Origin of the sequence: Gordonia sp. LUNF6, assembly GCF_047041125.1 — a bacterium.
In the GTDB taxonomy this organism is placed as follows: Bacteria; Actinomycetota; Actinomycetes; order Mycobacteriales; family Mycobacteriaceae; genus Gordonia; species Gordonia sihwensis.
The window spans coordinates 2,709,698-2,728,649 of record NZ_CP178181.1 but is presented as its reverse complement, the minus strand read 5'-3'; the positions used below and the strand labels follow the sequence as shown (position 1 = coordinate 2,728,649).

Sequence of the window (18,952 nt, the reverse complement as noted above, 5' to 3'; positions counted from 1 at the left end):
GGTCGGATCTCACTCTCGCGGGGGAGGTGGCGACCCGGCTCGGGCTCCTATCGTCGAACTGTGAAGTCTCCCTCTGCCGTCCGTCGCCGGACCGCCGCCGCGGTCGGGCGGGTCCGTGACCGGATCGCGCTCGACCGCATCAGCGACCCGGCGCTGCACCGATACCTGTCGCACTGGCGCAACTGGCTCGCCGCCCTGGCCGCGGTCAGCATGATCTCGGTGTGCTGGCCGGTGCTCGGCGAGGTCACTCGCCTGCCCGCGTTCCTCCTGCCCGCCTTCGCGATCCTCGGCTGCGGCGGCATCGCGCTCGTGTTCGCCGGCGAGGAGGCGGTCAGGTACGGCTGGGCGTCAACGGTCATCACCTCGGCCGTCGCGTCGTTGGTTCCCAACGACGGACCGTGGCCGATGCCGATCCCGTTGTTCCTGGCGCTGCTGGCGATGACCGTCGCGGCGCTGTGGACCCAGCCGCTCAAGCGGCTGCCAGTGGTGCTGGCCGCCGTCGCGGGCGCCTTCGTCGTCGGCTTGCCCTTCGATGCGCTGGTGGGTTGGATCTTCGGGCTGGTCGTCGTCGGCATGGCCGTCGCGTTCCTGCGCTACCGTGCTCGCTCGCAGCGCGAGATCGCGGAGCAGACCGAGGAGACCGAGGTGCTGCGAGCCCGAGAGGCCGTACTCGCCGAACGCTCACGCATCGCGCGCGACCTGCACGATATCGTCGCGCACCGCATGTCGATGGTGGTGGTGATGGCGCAGACCGCACCCTACCGGCTGGCCGCGGCCGCCGATGCCGAGGAGGTGGGGCCCGGGGCCAAGGCGGAGTTCGACGCGATCGCCGACGCCGCCCGCGAATCGCTCGACGAGGTGCGCCAGCTGCTGGGCGTGCTTCGCCCGCACGGCGACGCCGCGGACACCGCGGCGCTCGCTCCGGTCCAGGGCCTCGGCGACGTCCCCGAACTCATCGAGGGCGTGCAGGCGGTGGGCGTGGATGTGGAACTGACCGACACCTCCGACCATTCGTCGGTGGCGCAGACGGTCGGCGCTGCCGTGTATCGGATCGTTCAGGAGGCGGTCACGAACGCCACCCGCCATGCGCCCGGGGCGGCGATCGCGGTCCGCATCGAGGAGGATCCCGTGCACGAGGGGAGACTCGACGTCGAGATCGTGAACGGGTTGGCGACGCAGCCGCTCGGCGCGACCGTCGGCGGCGGGCACGGCATCCTGGGAATGACCGAACGCGCCCACGCCGTCGGCGGGAGTCTCACCGCGGCGGCGCGGCCGGGCGGCGGTTTCGCCGTCCGCGCATCTCTGCCGATCGGTCCGTCGGTGAGGGCGGTCGCGTGAAGCGCCCGGGCGTGAGCGCCGCGCCGCGGCCCGGCGCACTAGGCTGACCCTCGTGCCGACCACTGTCCTCATCGCCGACGACCAAGCGATGGTCCGCGCCGGTTTCGCGGCACTGCTGGGCGCCGCCGACGACATCACCGTGCTCGGGGACGCCGAGGACGGGCAGGTCGCCGTCGACCAGGTGCGCCGCCTCAAACCCGATGTGGTCCTGATGGACGTCCGGATGCCGCGACGCGACGGCTTGTGGGCCGCGGAGCAGATCATCTCCAGCGGGTCGGCCACCAGAGTCCTGATGCTGACGACCTTCGACATCGACGATTACGTGTACGCCGCCCTGCGGATCGGTGCGTCGGGCTTCCTGCTCAAGGACGCGCCGGCAGACGAGCTCGTGCGCGCGGTCCGAGTGGTGGCCGCTGGCGACGCGCTGTTGGCGCCCTCGGTCACCAGACGCCTGATCGAGCAGGTCACCTCCCGGACCACGCGCAAGGCCACCGCGGCCGCCGACTCGCTCACCCCGCGGGAACTCGAGGTGCTCCTGACCGTCGCCGACGGCAAGTCGAACGGTGAGATCGCCGCCGAACTGTTCGTCTCCGAACAGACGGTGAAGACCCATGTGAGCAACATGCTGGCCAAGCTGGGTCTGCGCGACCGCGCGCAAGCGGTGGTCTTCGCCTACGAGAACGGCCTGAAGTAGGAGGTCGATGCCGCGCACCGGTCCGGAACTGGCCGACGTGCTGCCACCGGGCACGGATCGTGTTGTGATGGACGCGAACCCGGTTTCCTTTCAGAGAGGGGTCGCACCCGATGGCGCGCTTCGGCATTCTGACATCCGGCGGAGACTGCCCCGGTCTCAACGCGGTGATCCGCGGAACCGTCCTGCAGGGCAGCACGGTCCACGATCAGGAGTTCGTGGGATTCAGAGACGGGTTCTGGGGGCTGGTGTACGGCGAGGCGATCGACCTCGACCGATCCGTGGTGCGAGGCATCTCCCAGCAGGGCGGCACCATTCTGGGAACCAGCCGCTTCGGTCCGTACACCGAACCCGACGGCGGGCCGGAGAACATCAAGCGGGCACTCCAGCGGATCGGGGTGGACGGCGTCATCGCCGTCGGCGGCGACGGGACCATGGCGGCCGCCAACAGACTGCTCGGCGACGGCATTCCGATCGTCGGCGTGCCCAAGACGATCGACAACGACCTGCAGGCGACGGACTACACTTTCGGTTTCAACACCGCGGTCGAGATCGCGACCGAGGCCGTCGACCGGCTGCGCACCACCGGCAATTCGCACAAGCGGTGCATGGTTCTGGAGGTGATGGGCAGGCACGCCGGATGGATCGCGATGTACGCGGGTGTCGCGGCCGGCGCCCACGCGATCCTCATTCCGGAGCAGCAGGAGTCGCTCGAGCAGATCTGCGAGTGGGTGGTCAGCGTCCGCGACCGTGGTCGTTCGCCGATGGTCGTCGTCGCCGAGGGCTTCATGCTGCCGGAGATGGAGCAGGCGCACTCGTACAAGGGCATGGACGAGTTCAACCGGCCGCGGCTGGGCGGGATCGGCGAGATCCTCGCGCCGCTCATCGAGGAACGGACCGGGATCGCCACACGCGCCACGGTGCTCGGCTACATCCAGCGCGGCGGTGTGCCCAGCGCATGGGACCGGGTCCTCGGCACCCGCTTCGGCCAGGCGGTGAGCGACCTCGTCGCGGACGCGGGGTGGGGGTCCATGGTGGCACTGCGCGGCACCGACATCGTCCGGGTCCCCTTCGAGGAGGCCGTGGGCCACACCAAGACGGTGCCGCTCGAGTACTACCGCGGAGCGCGCGCGATCTTCGGCTGAGGGCTAGCGGTTCTTCGGGATGATCGCCCAGAGCAGCAGGTACAGAAGCACCTGCGGGCCCGGGAGGATGATCGACGCGACGAAGGCGACGCGGACCCAAGTGGAGTCGATTCCGAAGTACTCGGCGATGCCGCCCGCGACACCGCCGATCATCTTGTCGGTGGTCGAGCGGGTGAGTCGTTTGGCGGGGCGGACGGGCTCGGCGTCGTACGCGTCGCCGGCTCCCGGAAGGGCTGGATCGGTCATGGTGTTCTCCTCGGTTCGGATCGGTCTCGGTTCGGGCGTCCGCCCGATGACTCGAACGTAGGCCCCGGCGGCGCTATCGGGCATCGGGAAGCACCCTGACTTCGGCCCCCAGATACGATGGGACGCATGAGTGCCGCTATCGACGAACTGATGGACTTCGACGACGTCATCGAGACTTACGACCCGGTCATGGGCATGGAGGTCCACGTCGAGCTCGGCACGGCGACCAAGATGTTCTGCGGTTGCCCGACCACGTTCGGCGGCGAGCCGAACACCCAGGTGTGCCCCGCCTGCCTGGGTCTGCCGGGGGCGCTTCCGGTCGCCAACGCGAAGGCCGTCGAATCCGCCGCGCGCATCGGCTTGGCGCTGAACTGCTCGATCCGGGAGTCGAGCGTGTTCGCGCGGAAGAACTACTTCTACCCGGACCAGCCGAAGAACTATCAGATCAGTCAGTACGACGAGCCGATCGCCTACGACGGCTACCTCGACGTGCTGCTGAGCGACGGCACCACCTGGCGGGTGGAGATCGAGCGCGCCCACATGGAGGAGGACACCGGTAAGTCGCTGCACATCGGCGGCGCCACCGGGCGCATCCACGGTGCCAGTCACTCGTTGCTCGACTACAACCGCGCGGGCGTCCCGCTCGTCGAGATCGTGACCCGCCCCATCGAGGGTGCGGGCGAGCGCGCACCGGAGGTGGCCCGCGCGTACGTGACCGCCCTGCGCGATCTGCTCAAGTCGCTCGACGTGTCCGACGTCCGCATGGACCAGGGATCGATGCGCTGCGACGTGAACCTGTCGCTGATGCCCAAGGGCGCCGCCGAGTTCGGCACCCGCACCGAGACCAAGAACGTCAACTCGCTCAAGTCGGTCGAGGCCGCGGTCCGGTTCGAGATGAGCCGGCAGGCCGCGATCCTGTCGGCCGGCGGCGAGATCATCCAGGAGACCAGGCACTTCCACGAGTCGGACGGAACCACGTCGGCGGGCCGTCGCAAGGAGACCGCCGAGGACTACCGTTACTTCCCGGAGCCGGACCTGCCCCCGGTGCTCGCGAGCCCGGAGTGGGTGGATTCGCTGCGCGCCACTCTGCCGGAGTTGCCGTGGATCCGCCGCGCCCGCATCCAGGAGGAGTGGGGCGTGTCCGACGAGGTGATGCGCGATCTGGTGAACGTCGGCGCCGTCGACCTCATCATCGAGACGGCCGAAGCGGGTGCCTCACCCGACGCCGCCCGCAGCTGGTGGGTGTCGTTCCTGGCCCAGCAGGCCAACACCCGCGAGATGGAGCTGGCGGAACTCGCCATCACTCCCAAGCAGGTCGCCGAGGTGATCGGCATGGTCGACGAGGGCAAGCTGACCAACAAACTGGCCCAGCAGGTGGTCGTCGCCGTGCTCGACGGTGAGGGCGAGCCCGCGCAGATCGTCGCCGATCGCGGTCTCGAGGTGGTCCGGGACGATTCCGCGCTGCAGAAGGCGGTCGACGAGGCACTCGCCGCGAACCCCGATATCGCCGACAAGATTCGCAGCGGCAAGGTGCAGGCGGCAGGCAAGATCGTCGGCGATGTCATGAAGGCGACCCGCGGTCAGGCCGACCCGGCCCGCGTCAAGGAACTGGTCCTCGCCGCGTGCGAGTGATGATGCGCGCGCTCAGGTGAGGTCTTCGCCGGCCTTCGGGAGGTAGATCGCGACGCGATCGTCGTAGCTCTTCACGTCCGCACCTCGGGTGGCCTTGTTGACGGTGGCCATCTGCGCCGCCCCCGCGACACTGGTCATGCGGCCCACCGCTCCGTACGACTTGCGGAAGTCCTGCGGGCTCGGCTTGCCGACCGATGTGCTTCCGGCGGCCGGCCGCATGAACGTGTCGAGCCGCTGTGCCTTGGCGATCGACACCGCTATCCAGTCCTTGCCGACGGCGCAGCCGCTCACCCCCGGCCGATTGGGCCAGCTCCACAGCGTCTGCAGACCGCGAGGGCCGACCAGGGAGAGCCGATCGCCCGGCGCGCCGCTGTCGGCGACGTACAGCTGGCCGTCGGAGGCCGGTGACGGGCAGAGCGCGACGTTCGACCCGAGCCCCGACGCACGGATGTCGGGCTTCGGGTCCGCGACGTTCGGGTCGATCGAGAAGATCTTGCCCGCGAGCGAGGCCGGGTTCGACGCGGCGGCCGGATCGCCCGCATCGCCGGTCGCGACGATGAGCTCGGTCGGCGACGCGAACGAGATCGATCCCATGTTGCCGGTCGCGCCCTTCGGGATACCGGTGAGAATCGGCTTCACCGACCCGGTGGGGGCGATCCGGACCACGCGATTGTCGGACCCGGTGGTGATCAGCGCGTAGATCAGCTGATCCTCGGCGTACGTGGGCGACATCTCGAAGTCGACGAGCCCGCCGTCGCCGGAGGCGTCCACCTCCACGCCGGCGACCGCACGCTGCGGACCGTACCGCTTGGACAGAATGATCTTGCCGGTGGTCCGTTCGGCGACGTACGTACTGCGTCCCGACGAGTCCGCGGGCCGCACACCTCCGGTGGACGCCAGACACGTGGCGATCACCGCCGGATCCGGGTCGACGCAGGGCCCGGTCGGCGGGGGACCGCCGCCCTGATCGTCCGACGGAGGCGCCGGAGGCTGCTCGGGGGCCTGCTGCATGGTGGGCGGCGCAGTGAAGGAACCCTGGTCGGCGGCCTGGTCCTCTTCGCTGAAGTTCACACACGACGTCGACGCCAATACGACGGCCACCGCGGACGCCGCGGCGAGCAGCGCGCGGCCGGCAGTCCGGGAGTGTGATGGCATTCCACCACTCTAACGATCGTTACCAAATCGTCGGGTGCCGCTCGGCCCTCACGCGGGCGCACGGCCATAGAGTCGGTAACCGTGAGTAGTTCCGATGACAAGCCAGGGACCGGAGGGGATCCGTCGGCTGCGGGCAGTCCGTACGATGAACCGACCGACGCCATCGAGCGACCTCGGGTGCGTCGGCCGAAGCCCGACAACGACAGCTTCTTCGACAGGCACGGCCGCAGGCCGGAGCCCGCGGTTCAGGATGCGATCGACGAGAAGGCCGCACGCGAGGAGGCCGTCGAACTCGACGAGTCGCCCACTGAGACGCTGCCGGTCACCGAGCCGACCGAACCCGTAGCCACGCTGCCCGACGGTTCACCGCCGGACGATGACGCGAAGACCGCGGTGATCATCAGTTGGGGGGGTGCCGCAGCCACGGAGAGCCCGATCAAGAAGAGCTCGTCGGACGAGCCGGTGCACACCGAGCCCTTCGTCAACGACGAGGACGACGGTGAGGACCCCGGCGAGCGCAGGGGATACGCGGAGCATCTCACCGAACCGCCGCTGCCTTACATCGAGCCGCAGCCCACCGCACCGCTGCTCGAGCCCGAAGACGACTACGTGGGGGCACCGCAGCCGCGCGACGAAGAGGAGTACGTCGCCCAGGCTCCGGAGCCGGTGATCCGGCGCGGAACGCTCGATCTCGGCTTGCTCATTCTGCGCGTGGTGGTGGGCGTGACGTTCACCCTGCACGGTCTCCAGAAGCTCACCGGCTGGTTGAACGGACCCGGGCCGGACGGCTTCGCGCAGTTCCTCGCCAACAAGCCGAATCCCGGCATCGGGTTCCACGACAACGCCACGACGGCGCTCTCACTCGTCGCCGGAGTCAGTGAGACCGCGGGCGGCATCCTGCTGATCCTGGGGCTGCTGACGCCGATCGCCGGGGCGGCGGTGCTGAGCAGCATCCTGGTGGCAGGCACCTACAAGGCGACGCTCGCCGGCGGCCTCTGGTTCTTCTCGGCCGACGGCGGAGGCAACGGGCTCGAACTGGAGATCGTGCTGGCCGCCGCGGCGGCGGCGCTGATCCTCACCGGGCCCGGCACCTACTCCTTCGACCGTCGCTGGGGATGGTCGCGCAGGCCGGCCTGGGGTTCGGCCGCCTGGTTCATCGTCGGCGTCGGCGTCGCCGTGGCCGTCTGGATCGCTTTCAACGGCACCAATCCGCTCGATTCGCCGGGGAACCCGACGTCCTGACGCACTCCTGAACTCATATGCCGTATTCCGTGACCCGAATCGGGTCACGGAATACGGCATGAGTGCTTTCAGCCGACAGTGTTCAGTCGACGACGCGGACGGCGCCCTTGTCGGCGGAGGCCGCGAGCTTCGCGTACGCGCGAAGCGCCTTGGTGACCGGACGCTGGCGGTCGCGCGGCGTCCACGGGTGCTCGGAGGCTTCCATCTTGGCGCGACGCTCCGCCAGGGTCTCGTCGTCGACGAGGACCTTGAGGGTGCGGGATTTCACGTCGATGAGGATCTCGTCGCCGTTCTCCACCAGACCGATGTCGCCGCCGGCCGCGGCCTCCGGGGAGGCGTGGCCGATCACCAGGCCCGACGATCCGCCCGAGAAGCGGCCGTCGGTGACCAGACCGCACTTCTTCCCCATGCCGGTGCCCTTCATGAAGGCCGTCGGATGCAGCATCTCCTGCATGCCGGGCCCGCCGGCGGGCCCCTCGTAGCGGATCACCAGCACCTCGCCCGCCTGCAGTTCCTTCGACAGGATGGCGTGCACCGCGTCCTCCTGGCTCTCGACGACGCGCGCCGGGCCCTGGAAGTGCCACAGCGACTCGTCGACGCCGGCGGTCTTCAGGATGGCGCCGTCCCGGGCCAGGTTGCCGTGCAGCACGCACAGTCCGCCTTCGACGGTGTAGGCGTGCTCTTTGTCGCGGATGCAGCCGTCGGCGGCATCGGTGTCGAGCGACTCCCAGCGGTTGGAGGTGGAGAACGGTTCGGTGGTGCGGACGCCGCCCGGGGCCGCGTGGAACAGTTCGATCGCCTGATCGGTGGCCGTGCCGCCACGGATGTCCCAGTCGGCGAGGTAGCTCTCGAGCGACGGCGCGTGAACGGGATGGACGTCGGTGTTGAGCAGACCGGCGCGGTTCAGTTCACCGAGGATCGCGGGGATGCCGCCGGCGCGATGCACGTGCTCCATGTAGTACTTCGGTGAATTGGGCGCCACCTTGGCCAGGCACGGAACGTTACGTGAGATGCGGTCGATGTCCTTCAGATCGAAGTCCACCTCGCCCTCCTGGGCCGCGGCCAGGATGTGCAGAACGGTGTTGGTGGATCCGCCCATCGCCACGTCGAGCGCCATGGCGTTCTCGAAGGCCTGGCGGGTGGCGACGTTGCGCGGCAGCACCGACTCGTCGTCGTCCTGGTAGTAGCGCTTCGCGATGTCGACGATCAGCTCGCCGGCGCGCGTGAACAGGTCGCGGCGTGCGACCTGGGTGGCCAGCGTCGATCCGTTGCCGGGCAGCGACAGCCCGAGCGCTTCGGTGAGGCAGTTCATCGAGTTGGCGGTGAACATGCCGGAGCACGACCCGCACGTCGGACAGGCGGACCGCTCCACCTCCAGCAGTTCCTTGTCGTCGACGTTGCTGTCGGCGGACGCCGAGATCGCGTCGATCAGGTCGGTGCCCGGGCGCACGACGCCGTTGATGACGACCGATGTGCCCGCCTCCATCGGTCCGCCGGAGACGAACACGGTGGGGATGTTGAGACGCATCGCGGCGTTGAGCATGCCCGGCGTGATCTTGTCGCAGTTCGAGATGCAGACCAGGGCGTCGGCGGTGTGCGCGTTCACCATGTACTCGACGGAGTCGGCGATGATCTCGCGGCTCGGCAGCGAGTACAGCATGCCGCCGTGACCCATCGCGATGCCGTCGTCGACGGCGATGGTGTGGAACTCCTTGGCCACGCCGCCGGCCTCGCGCACGGCGTCGGCGACGATCTCGCCGACGTTCTTCAGATGCACGTGACCCGGGACGAACTGGGTGTACGAGTTGGCGATCGCGATGATCGGCTTCCCGAAATCGTCGTCGGTCATACCGGTGGCGCGCCAGAGGGCGCGGGCGCCGGCGGCTTCACGGCCGACGGTTGTGGTGCGAGACCGCAGGGCTGGCATGGAATTCCTCGCTAGAAATCGCTGAACTGGACCCGGACGGGCTGACGATCCGGGATGTCCTTCAACTTTACGCTCAGCTGTCCAGAGTTATTCCCGGCCTCGGTACCGGCGACGCCGACGGCGGAATCCGCCGGGGCGCGGGGGCTTCAGATCTGCAGGACCGCCTTGGCGATCGAGAAGTAGATGATCAGACCCGTCGCATCGCAGAAGGTGGAGATGAACGGGGTGGAGAACACCGCGGGATCGACGTGGATGGAGCGCGCCACCAGCGGCATGATGCCGCCGACGGTCGCCGCGACCGTGCAGACCGAGAGGATGGTCAGCCCGATGACGGTACCGATGCCGATGTCGTAGACCAGTCCTGCGACGAGGAATCCGACGACGCCGAGGGCGGCGCCCATGGTGACGCCGACGCTCATCTCCTTGCCCGCGACTCGGAGCACGTCGGAGGTGGTCACCTCGTCGGTGGCGAGCGCACGGGTCACCGTGGTCGCCGCCTGCGAGCCGGTGTTGCCGCCGATGCCGGTCAAGAGCGGAATGAACAGTGCGAGGGCCACCTTCTGCTCCAGTGTGCCCTCGAAGATCTCCAGGACGTTCACCGTGAGGATCGCCGAGATCGCCAGCACGAACAGCCACACCACTCGCGCGCGGGTGATCGCGAACGTCGAGGCCTGCAGGTACGGCGTCTTCAGCATCTCGCGGGCGCCGGCGCGCGCCTCGTCCTCGTCGCGGGCCGCTTCGACCACCTCGGCGGCGTCGTCGAGGGTCAGGACGCCGAGCAGTCGGTCCTCGTTGTCGACCACGGGCATCGCCATGATCGACCGGTCGATACAGCGCTGGGCGGCCGACTCGGCCGGTTCGGCGGCGTAGGCGAAGATCGGCGCCTTCGTGTGCTCGGCGACATCGGTGTCCGGATCCGAGAGCAGCAGATCGCGCAGGCTCGCCACGCCGATCAGGCGGCGCTGGTGGTCCACCACGGGCACCGTGTAGATGGTCTCGGCGTGCCGCCCGCGCGCCTTGATCCGCTCGATCGCCGTGCGGCAGTCGTCGTCGGGGAAGACGTGCACGAACTCCGGACTCATCCGGCGTCCCACCGACCCGCGCCGGAACCCCAGGACCACCGCCGTCGTCTCGCGCTCGGCGGGGGAGAGGGAGCGGATCAGCGCCTTGGCGACGTTCGCGGGGAGCTCGTCGAGCAGCTCCGCGCGGTCGTCGGGGTCCAGATGGTCGAAGGCGTCGGCCACCTCCGCGGTCCCGAGCGAACTGATCAACGCGGCTTGCGCGGTGGAGCTGAGGTCGTCGAAGACCTGCACGGCGTCGTCCTTGGCGAGCAGCCGGAAGGCGATGGTCCGGTCGCCCTCGTCCATCGCGTCGAGGATAGCGGCGGCGTCCTGCGGGGCCAGTTGCGAGAGTTCGCGGCCCACGAAGGCCAGCCGGCCGTCGTCGATGGCGCTCTGCAGGGCCTTGGCGGTGAGTGTCGTCATGGGCTCCGTGTCGGCGTCGTTGGCGGATGCGGGCGCGGCGAGCGCCCCGGTCAGCGAGCGGACAGTCGGGCGTCCCGCTCGGCGGCGAACGGATCGGGGATGCGGCCGCCGCTGGCGTTCGACAGCGCGGGCAGATCGGAGAAGCCGACCGCGGGCAGCCGCACGCTCGATCCGTCTCGGGCCACCAGGCGCACCGCGCCCCAGCGCGGGAACCGGATGCCGTCGACGTCGTGCCACGGGAGGCGGCTGGTGCCGAAGGTGCCGACGGCGGTGACGCCCTGCTCGTCGACGATGGTGCGGAGCCGGTGAATCCACCACGCCAGCGCGATCGGCACGATGACGGTCCAGGCGAAGCCGGCGACCGAGATCCCCATCAGCATGATGACGAGCAGAAACGCGACCGGCACCGCGAAGTAAGCGATGCGCGAGATGGAGAAGACCTTGGACGACTCACTCATATTCCCCATTGTCTCACGCACCGCGCCGGGCGCAGGTCACAGCTTCGGGCGAGAGGGAATGATTTGACGCGAGACCCGGAACTGGCCTACTTTGTCCACGTGATGAATCAGAAGCTTCTCGTAGTAATCGGTCGGCGCGTCGACGCCTGATCGGTCACTTCGTAGACCTTCAGATACCAATTACGACGCGCCCCTCGCACAGCCTCGCTGGCGGGGGTTTTTTCTTGTCGGGAGCCGGACGAGAAGTCCCTCCGGCCTGATCGGGAATCGCGTGGAAGAGCAGAACACAAGAGGATGAGGATCGTGCAGTGAGTACTCCAACAGCACGCGGGTCGTCGACCCGACCGCAGTCGCCGTCCACCGAGGGCATGCGCTCACCGGGCGCCGTCGTCGCACCCGAGCGGGTCACGGGCGCGCAGTCCGTGGTCCGGTCGCTCGAAGAGCTCGGCGTGGAGGTCGTGTTCGGCATTCCCGGCGGCGCCGTGCTCCCGGTCTACGACCCCCTGCTCGACTCGCAGCGGGTCCGGCACGTGCTCGTCCGTCACGAGCAGGGCGCCGGACACGCGGCCACCGGCTACGCACAGGTCGCCGGCCGTGCCGGCGTCATGATGGCGACGTCCGGCCCGGGCGCCACCAACCTGGTGACGCCGTTGGCCGACGCCCAGATGGACTCGGTCCCGGTGGTCGCGATCACCGGCCAGGTCGGGCGCTCGCTCATCGGCACCGACGGCTTCCAGGAAGCCGACATCTCCGGAATCACGATGCCGATCACCAAGCACAACTTCCTGGTCAGCAGCGCGGCGGAGATCCCCCGGATCATCGCCGAGGCCTTCTACATCGCGGAGTCGGGCCGGCCCGGCGCGGTGCTCGTCGACATCCCGAAGGACATCCTGCAGGCGCAGACCACGTTCTCGTGGCCGCCGCAGTTCGAACTGCCCGGCTACCGTCCGGTCACCAAGCCGCACGGTAAGCAGATCCGTGAGGCCGCGCGGATGATCGCGCAGTCGAAGCGTCCCGTGCTGTACGTCGGCGGCGGCGTCATCAAGGCCGAGGCCTCCGAGGAGCTGCGTGAACTCGCCGAACTGACCGGCATCCCCGTCGTCACGACGCTGATGGCGCGCGGCGCGTTCCCCGACAGCCACGATCTGCACATGGGCATGCCCGGCATGCACGGCGCGGTCGGCGCCGTCGCCGCCCTGCAGCGCAGCGATCTGCTGATCACCCTCGGCGCCCGCTTCGACGACCGGGTCACCGGACAGCTCTCGTCCTTCGCTCCGGAGGCCAAGGTGATCCACGCCGACGTCGATCCGGCGGAGATCGGCAAGAACCGCGAGGTCGACGTCCCGATCGTCGGTGACGCCAAGGCCGTCATCGCCGACTTGATCGAGGCCATCCGCGCCGACCTCGCCGCGGGCGGGGCCAAGCCGGACATGGTCGACTGGTGGGAGTACCTGCGGGACATCCGCAACACCTACCCGCTGAGCTACGACAAGCAGTCCGACGGCTCGTTGTCGCCGGAGTACGTCATCGAGCAGCTCGGCAAGGCCGCCGGCCCCGACGCCGTGTACGTCGCGGGCGTCGGCCAGCACCAGATGTGGGCCGCGCAGTTCGTCAAGTACGAGAAGCCGCGCACCTGGCTCAACTCGGGCGGCCTGGGAACGATGGGCTACTCGGTTCCGGCGGCGATGGGCGCCAAGGCCGCGGCTCCGGACAAGGAGGTCTGGGCGGTCGACGGCGACGGATGCTTCCAGATGACCAATCAGGAGCTGGCCACCTGCGCCATCGAGGGCTTCCCGATCAAGGTCGCACTGATCAACAACGGCAATCTCGGCATGGTCCGTCAGTGGCAGACGCTGTTCTACGACGAGCGGTACTCGAACACCGATCTGGCGACGCACTCGCGGATGATCCCGGACTTCCTCAAGCTCGCCGAGGCGCTGGGCTGTGTCGCCTTCCGCGTGGAGCGCGAAGAGGACGTCGCACCGACGATCGCGAAGGCCCAGGAGATCAACGACCGCCCGGTGGTCATCGACTTCATCGTCGGCAAGGATGCCCAGGTGTGGCCGATGGTCGCCGCAGGCACCGGCAACGACGAGATCATGGCCGCGCGCGACATCCGGCCGCTGTTCGACGACGAGGAGTCGGCCGCCGACCCGGCGGAGATCCACGACGCAATGATTCGTGAGCAGGCCACGAGCGAAGGGAACCAGCAGTGAGCACCCATACTCTGAGCGTTCTGGTCGAAGACCGTCCGGGCGTGCTCGCCCGCGTCTCGGGCCTGTTCTCCCGGCGCGGATTCAACATCGAGTCCCTCGCTGTCGGTCCCACCGAGCTGAAGGGCATCTCGCGGATGACCATCATGGTCTCGGTGGAGGACTTCCCGCTGGAGCAGGTCACCAAGCAGCTCAACAAGCTCGTCAACGTGATCAAGATCGTGGAGCAGGAGCCGGCGAACTCGGTCTCCCGCGAACTGATGCTGATCAAGGTCCGCGCCGACGCGTCCAACCGGAGCGAAGTGATCGACGTGGTGAATCTGTTCCGCGCCAAGGTCGTCGACGTCTCACCGGAGTCGGTGACCGTCGAGGCCACCGGAACCTCGGACAAGCTCGAGGCGCTCCTGCGGATGCTGGACCCGTACGGCATTCGGGAGATCGCGCAGTCGGGCGGTGTCACGCTCGGCCGCGGCCCCAAGAGCATGTCCGCCAACCGCTGACATCTCGAGCTCGGTTCGCCGAGTGAAGCGTCAGACCCCGGTCGCGGCCACCGTCACACCGACGGGTTGAATGGTCACGACACACAACACAAATATTTCGTATTGAAGGGATTCCACTGTGGCAGTCGAGATGTTCTACGACGATGACGCCGACCTGTCGATCATCCAGGGCCGCAAGGTGGCCGTGATCGGTTACGGCAGCCAGGGCCACGCACACTCGCTGTCGCTGCGCGACTCGGGTGTCGAGGTCGCCATCGGTCTGCGCGAGGGCTCCAAGTCCCGCGAGAAGGCGGCCGAGCAGGGGCTGAAGGTCATGACCGCGGCGGAGGCCGCCGCCTGGGCCGACGTCATCATGCTGCTGGCTCCGGACACCAGCCAGGCGCAGATCTTCACCGATGACATCGCACCGAACCTGAACGACGGCGACGCGCTGTTCTTCGGGCACGGCCTCAACATCCACTTCGACCTGATCAAGCCGCCGGCCAACGTGACCGTCGCGATGGTCGCGCCGAAGGGACCGGGCCACCTGGTCCGCCGTCAGTTCGTCGACGGCAAGGGCGTCCCGGCGCTCATCGCCGTCGATCAGGACCCGAAGGGCGAGGCCCAGGCGCTGGCGCTGAGCTACGCCAAGGGCATCGGCGGTACCCGCGCCGGCGTCATCAAGACCACCTTCAAGGAAGAGACCGAGACCGACCTCTTCGGTGAGCAGGCCGTGCTCTGCGGCGGCACCGAGGAGCTGGTCAAGACCGGTTTCGAGGTCATGGTGGAGGCCGGCTACGCACCGGAGATGGCCTACTTCGAGGTCCTGCACGAGCTCAAGCTGATCGTCGACCTCATGTACGAGGGCGGCATCGCCCGCATGAACTACTCGGTCTCGGACACCGCTGAGTTCGGCGGCTACCTGTCGGGCCCGCGCGTCATCGACGCCGACACCAAGGAGCGCATGCGCGCCATCCTGAAGGACATTCAGGACGGCACCTTCGTCAAGCGTCTCGTCGCCAACGTCGAGGGCGGCAACAAGGAACTCGAGGCGCTGCGCAAGCAGAACGCCGAGCACCCGATCGAGGTCACCGGCCAGAAGCTGCGCGACCTGATGAGCTGGGTCGACCGCCCCATCACCGAGACCGCCTGAGTCTCAGCGGCCACCGCCGGCGCACCTCTTCGACGACCCCGCACCCGATCCCGGGTGCGGGGTCGTCCGCGTTCGCCGGCGGGATGCCCTCGCTACCATGCTGCGCAGTGCTGCGGCGACCGCGCGCGGCGACGAGAAGGGGAGAACAGATGGGCGAAGTCCGGCATGAGGCAGTCATCGGGGCCCCACGCGAGGCGGTGTTCTCGTACGTGGACGACTACCGGAACGTGCCCGAGTACATGTTCGGGGTCGGTCGGTTCACGCCGACCACCGAGGTGACACACGGCCAGGACTCCGAGTTCGAGACGGCCATCCGGGTCGGCCCGAAGGAATTGACGTCGACGGTGCGCTGTACCGAATGGATCGACGGACAACTGATCAGGCTCGAGTCGGTGAAGGGCTTCGGCGCCGACACCGCGTGGACGTTCGCCGACGGTGACGAGCCGGGTACCACCGTCCTCCGGGTCGTGTTCGGGTACACGCTGCCCGGCGGGCTCGCGGGCAAGGTGCTCGGCGGACTGATCGGCCCCTTCGCCGAACAGGGCGTGAAGCATACGGAGGCGAAGATCAGGGCGGCCGTCGAGGACTGACCGGCGGCGATCCCGGGGGGCGGATCAACCTTGCCATCGGCGCATGGCATTGTGGTGTGCACAACATCGGGCACACCGCAATGCCCGTTCGACCGCAACCGATCGATCCCCAGGAGTCACCAATGCCGGGAGTTCGCCAGACCGTGACCACCGAGGCGTCGCGCGACCGCGTGTTCGCGTACGTCGACGATTACCGAAACGTTCCGAGCTGGATGTTCGGCGTCACCCGGTTCACACCCGTCACCGACCACACGTCCGGGCTCGGCGCCACGTACGAGGCCTGCATGAAGATCGGTCCGAAGAACCTCACATCCACCCTTCGGGTCACCGAGTGGGTGGAGAACGAGTGCGTCGTCCTCACCTCCATCGCCGGCTTCGACGTGCGGACCGGCTGGCGGTTCGCCGACGGCGCCGACGGGCAGACCGTGGTGGATGTGAACTTCGACTACGACCTGCCGGGCGGCCTGGCGGGCAGGGCGCTCGGTGCGATCATCGAGCCCGTCGTCGGCCAGGCGGTGAGGCAGACCGAGGCGGCGCTCCGGGCCGCGGTGGAGAGCAGCGACGCCGCCTGAGCGCGCGCACCGGCACAGACAGACGTCGGGCCCCGAGACGGAAGGTCTCGGGGCCCGGCGTCGTTTCGTCGGCCGCTTCGGCCTACACCGGCTTGAAGTTGTTGTAGCCGATCTTGTTGAGCCGGTTCAGGATCGTCTTGGCGTTGGTCCCGGTCTCCGGTCCCAGGCACGACAGGAAGTAGTAGGCGTTGACCATGCCGACCAGCTGATCTCCGACCACCACGGGGCTGCCCGAATCGCCCTCGATGACGCACATCTGGCTGAAGTGCGAGGTGCCGTCGGAGAACCAGGTGACGCCGCAGGTGTTGCCGGTGGTGCGACCTTCCTTGCACAGGATGGTCGGGAACTGGACCGGGGTGGTGTTGACCTTGCGGATCGTGACACCGCGCACGGTGCGCGTCGGAGCGACGTTCGAGTTGAGCGCGATCACCGCGACGTCGATGTCCGACGCCGAGTAGACGACCGTGCCGATCTGGCCGCGGCTCTGGAAGCTCTCCGAGATCACTCGCTGACCGGGCTTGCCGCAGTGGCCGGCGGTGACGGCGATGAGCTGTCCCTTTCGCGGCCCGGTGGTCGGACGGCCCACGGTGGTCACCGTGCACGCCGCCGCGCTGTTCCCTCCCTTGAGGACGAGGATCCCGGACCCGCCGCCGAGCGGAACCTTGGGTGCGGCATCGGCGGTACCGACTCCGACCAGTGACAACAGGCCGGCGGCGAGAACCGCGAGCAGCACCGTCAACTTCTTCATTGCATCTCCGCTCAGTACTTGTCGAGGCCGCGTATGTCTTCACGGGCGACGTGCCTACCTTAAGTGCCCTCCGGGGCAACGCCCAATGCCCGCCTCAGATACCGCTGCAGTTGTGACGGAAATGAGACGACGTCAGCAATGTACACGCGCCCAGGTGTCGGGCACCACATTCGCATCGGGGCGGATGTGCCCGCGCGGCGCCGGGGAATTACGATGGCGGGGCAAGTCTTGGGTGCCGGACCTGGCACTCTTCACCGGAAGAAACCTGGAGAATGCAGTGACCGAAAGCGGCCGTCCAGTTGTCCTCATCGCTGACAAGCTCGCCCCCTCGACGGTGGAAGCCCTCGGCTCCGACGTCGAGGTGCGCTGGGTAGACGGCCCTGATCGCCCGAAGCTGCTCGAAGCAGTGGTCGACGCCGACGCCATTCTGGTGCGTTCGGCGACCACCGTGGACGCCGAAGTCCTCGATGCGGGTAAGAATCTGAAGATCATCGCTCGCGCAGGCGTCGGCCTGGACAACGTCGACGTGCCGTCGGCCACTGAGCGCGGCGTCATGGTCGTCAACGCTCCCACGTCCAACATCCATTCGGCGGCCGAGCATGCGATCGCCCTGCTGATGTCGACTGCTCGTCAGGTCCCGGCCGCCGACGCCACGCTCAAGGAACACACCTGGAAGCGCTCGTCGTTCTCCGGCGTGGAGGTCTTCGACAAGACCGTCGGCGTCATCGGGCTCGGCCGCATCGGTCAGCTGGTCGCCCAGCGACTGGCCGCCTTCGAGGCCAAGATCATCGCGTACGACCCCTACGCCTCGGCGGCCCGTGCGGCACAGCTGGGCATCGAGCTGGTCGGCCTCGACGAACTCCTCGAACGCGCCGACTTCATCACCATCCACCTGCCCAAGACCAAGGAGACCGCCGGCCTCATCGGCGCCGAGCAGCTCGCCAAGGTCAAGGACGGCGTCATCATCGTCAATGCCGCTCGCGGCGGGCTGATCGACGAGCAGGCCCTGGCCGACGCCATCAAGGCCGGCAGGGTCCGCGGCGCGGGCCTGGACGTCTTCGACTCCGAGCCCTGCACCGACTCCCCGCTGTTCGACCTCGACCAGGTCGTCGTGACGCCGCATCTCGGCGCCTCCACCGCCGAGGCCCAGGACCGCGCGGGCACCGACGTCGCCGCCAGTGTGAAGCTGGCGCTGGCCGGACACTTCGTGCCGGACGCGGTGAACATCACGGGCGGTCCGGTCGACGACGAGGTGGCGCCGTGGCTGGAGCTGTCGCGCAAGCTCGGCGTCCTGGCCGGCGTCGTCGCGGGCGGCATGCCGACCAACCTGACTGTCGAGGTGCGCGGCGAACTCGCCGCCAGCCCGGTCGACGTGCTCGGCCTCTCGGCCCTGCGCGGACTGTTCTCGGCCGTCGTCGACGAGCCGGTCACCTTCGTGAACGCCCCGGCAGTCGCCGGTGAGCGCGGCGTGAGCCACGACGTCGTCACCGAGACCGAGAGCCCCAACCACCGCAGCCAGGTGGACGTGCGCGCGGTCTTCGCCGACGGCAGCATCGTCAACGTCGCCGGAACGCTGACCGGACCGCAGCAGGTTCAGAAGATCGTGAACATCAACGGCCGTAACTTCGACCTCCGTGCCGAGGGCCGCAACCTGCTCGTGAGCTACGCCGACCAGCCCGGTTCGCTCGGCAAGATCGGCACCGTGCTCGGTGACGCCGGTGTCGACATCATCGCCGCCGCCCTGGCCCAGGACGTGGAGGGCAACGGCGCGACCATGATCCTGCGGCTCGACCGCGAACTCGACGACGCGCTGGTCGCGGCGGTCGGCGACGCCGTCTCGGCCACCCTCATCAAGCAGGTGGACCTGTCGTGAGCCAGG

Annotated in this window: 17 protein-coding genes; 11 read left to right on the top strand and 6 right to left on the bottom strand. The window is 68.5% G+C overall.

Annotation, left to right across the window (positions count from 1 at the left end):
• The first annotated feature begins 60 nt into the window (after nt 1-60).
• The 3 genes from ACK8HH_RS12790 (at nt 61) to ACK8HH_RS12780 (ending at nt 3,174) form a co-directional block, all read left to right on the top strand.
• Complete coding sequence (locus ACK8HH_RS12790) at nt 61-1,338, top strand: sensor histidine kinase (protein WP_006895923.1); 1,278 nt, start codon at nt 61-63, stop codon at nt 1,336-1,338.
• 52 nt (nt 1,339-1,390) lie between these two features.
• Nucleotides 1,391-2,032 (top strand): response regulator, encoded by a 642-nt coding sequence (locus ACK8HH_RS12785; RefSeq protein ID WP_006895924.1) that lies wholly within the window; start codon nt 1,391-1,393, stop codon nt 2,030-2,032.
• A 110-nt stretch (nt 2,033-2,142) separates the two neighbouring features.
• Nucleotides 2,143-3,174, top strand: coding sequence for an ATP-dependent 6-phosphofructokinase (locus ACK8HH_RS12780; protein WP_006895925.1), 1,032 nt, complete (start codon nt 2,143-2,145; stop codon nt 3,172-3,174).
• Between the two features lie 3 nt (nt 3,175-3,177).
• On the opposite strand, the gene ACK8HH_RS12775 is transcribed toward ACK8HH_RS12780, so the two are convergent.
• Nucleotides 3,178-3,420 carry a PspC domain-containing protein gene (locus ACK8HH_RS12775; protein WP_006895926.1) on the bottom strand — a complete coding sequence of 81 codons (243 nt, stop codon included), beginning with the start codon at nt 3,418-3,420 and terminating at the stop codon, nt 3,178-3,180.
• A gap of 126 nt (nt 3,421-3,546) precedes the next feature.
• Here ACK8HH_RS12775 and gatB point away from each other — a divergent pair, with 126 nt between their 5' ends.
• Complete coding sequence (gatB, locus tag ACK8HH_RS12770; protein WP_006895927.1) at nt 3,547-5,052, top strand: Asp-tRNA(Asn)/Glu-tRNA(Gln) amidotransferase subunit GatB; 1,506 nt, start codon at nt 3,547-3,549, stop codon at nt 5,050-5,052.
• Between the two features lie 12 nt (nt 5,053-5,064).
• Here gatB and ACK8HH_RS12765 read toward each other — a convergent pair whose 3' ends face one another.
• Entirely contained in the window at nt 5,065-6,207 is a 1,143-nt protein-coding gene (locus tag ACK8HH_RS12765) for a PQQ-dependent sugar dehydrogenase (RefSeq protein ID WP_062366969.1), read from the bottom strand.
• An 81-nt stretch (nt 6,208-6,288) separates the two neighbouring features.
• On the opposite strand from ACK8HH_RS12765, the gene ACK8HH_RS12760 reads away from it, so the two are divergent.
• Complete coding sequence (locus ACK8HH_RS12760; protein WP_412475230.1) at nt 6,289-7,449, top strand: DoxX family protein; 1,161 nt, start codon at nt 6,289-6,291, stop codon at nt 7,447-7,449.
• 82 nt (nt 7,450-7,531) lie between these two features.
• On the opposite strand, the gene ilvD is transcribed toward ACK8HH_RS12760, so the two are convergent.
• The 3 genes from ilvD to ACK8HH_RS12745 all read right to left on the bottom strand — a co-directional run bounded on the left by ilvD (nt 7,532) and on the right by ACK8HH_RS12745 (nt 11,318).
• Entirely contained in the window at nt 7,532-9,376 is a 1,845-nt protein-coding gene (gene ilvD, locus ACK8HH_RS12755; protein ID WP_045538712.1) for a dihydroxy-acid dehydratase, read from the bottom strand.
• Nucleotides 9,377-9,522: 146 nt separating this feature from the next.
• A complete protein-coding gene (gene mgtE / locus ACK8HH_RS12750; protein ID WP_278124394.1) occupies nt 9,523-10,860 on the bottom strand; it encodes a magnesium transporter in 1,338 nt (445 codons plus the stop codon).
• A gap of 50 nt (nt 10,861-10,910) precedes the next feature.
• The gene (locus tag ACK8HH_RS12745) at nt 10,911-11,318 is read right to left on the bottom strand and encodes a PH domain-containing protein (protein WP_006895932.1); all 408 of its coding nucleotides are present in this window, start codon (nt 11,316-11,318) and stop codon (nt 10,911-10,913) included.
• A 308-nt stretch (nt 11,319-11,626) separates the two neighbouring features.
• Here ACK8HH_RS12745 and ACK8HH_RS12740 point away from each other — a divergent pair, with 308 nt between their 5' ends.
• From ACK8HH_RS12740 to ACK8HH_RS12720, 5 genes are all read left to right on the top strand, one after another.
• The gene (locus ACK8HH_RS12740; RefSeq protein WP_081598085.1) at nt 11,627-13,534 is read left to right on the top strand and encodes an acetolactate synthase large subunit; all 1,908 of its coding nucleotides are present in this window, start codon (nt 11,627-11,629) and stop codon (nt 13,532-13,534) included.
• Nucleotides 13,531-14,031: an acetolactate synthase small subunit gene (gene ilvN, locus ACK8HH_RS12735; protein WP_006895934.1), complete on the top strand. Its 501-nt coding sequence runs from the start codon at nt 13,531-13,533 to the stop codon at nt 14,029-14,031. The genes ACK8HH_RS12740 and ilvN overlap by 4 nt, the downstream gene beginning before the upstream one ends.
• Nucleotides 14,032-14,161: 130 nt before the next feature.
• A complete protein-coding gene (gene ilvC, locus ACK8HH_RS12730) occupies nt 14,162-15,163 on the top strand; it encodes a ketol-acid reductoisomerase (protein ID WP_174302284.1) in 1,002 nt (333 codons plus the stop codon).
• A 149-nt stretch (nt 15,164-15,312) separates the two neighbouring features.
• The gene (locus tag ACK8HH_RS12725) at nt 15,313-15,753 is read left to right on the top strand and encodes an SRPBCC family protein (protein ID WP_006895936.1); all 441 of its coding nucleotides are present in this window, start codon (nt 15,313-15,315) and stop codon (nt 15,751-15,753) included.
• 122 nt (nt 15,754-15,875) lie between these two features.
• Nucleotides 15,876-16,325: an SRPBCC family protein gene (locus tag ACK8HH_RS12720; protein ID WP_006895937.1), complete on the top strand. Its 450-nt coding sequence runs from the start codon at nt 15,876-15,878 to the stop codon at nt 16,323-16,325.
• A gap of 82 nt (nt 16,326-16,407) precedes the next feature.
• Here the strand turns inward: ACK8HH_RS12720 and ACK8HH_RS12715 are convergent, their stop codons facing one another.
• On the bottom strand, nt 16,408-17,073 hold the full coding sequence (locus tag ACK8HH_RS12715) for a trypsin-like serine protease (protein ID WP_006895938.1): 666 nt from the start codon (nt 17,071-17,073) through the stop codon (nt 16,408-16,410).
• Nucleotides 17,074-17,350: 277 nt separating this feature from the next.
• On the opposite strand from ACK8HH_RS12715, the gene serA reads away from it, so the two are divergent.
• Nucleotides 17,351-18,946 (top strand): phosphoglycerate dehydrogenase, encoded by a 1,596-nt coding sequence (serA, locus tag ACK8HH_RS12710; RefSeq protein ID WP_006895939.1) that lies wholly within the window; start codon nt 17,351-17,353, stop codon nt 18,944-18,946.
• The last annotated feature ends 6 nt before the right edge of the window (nt 18,947-18,952 follow it).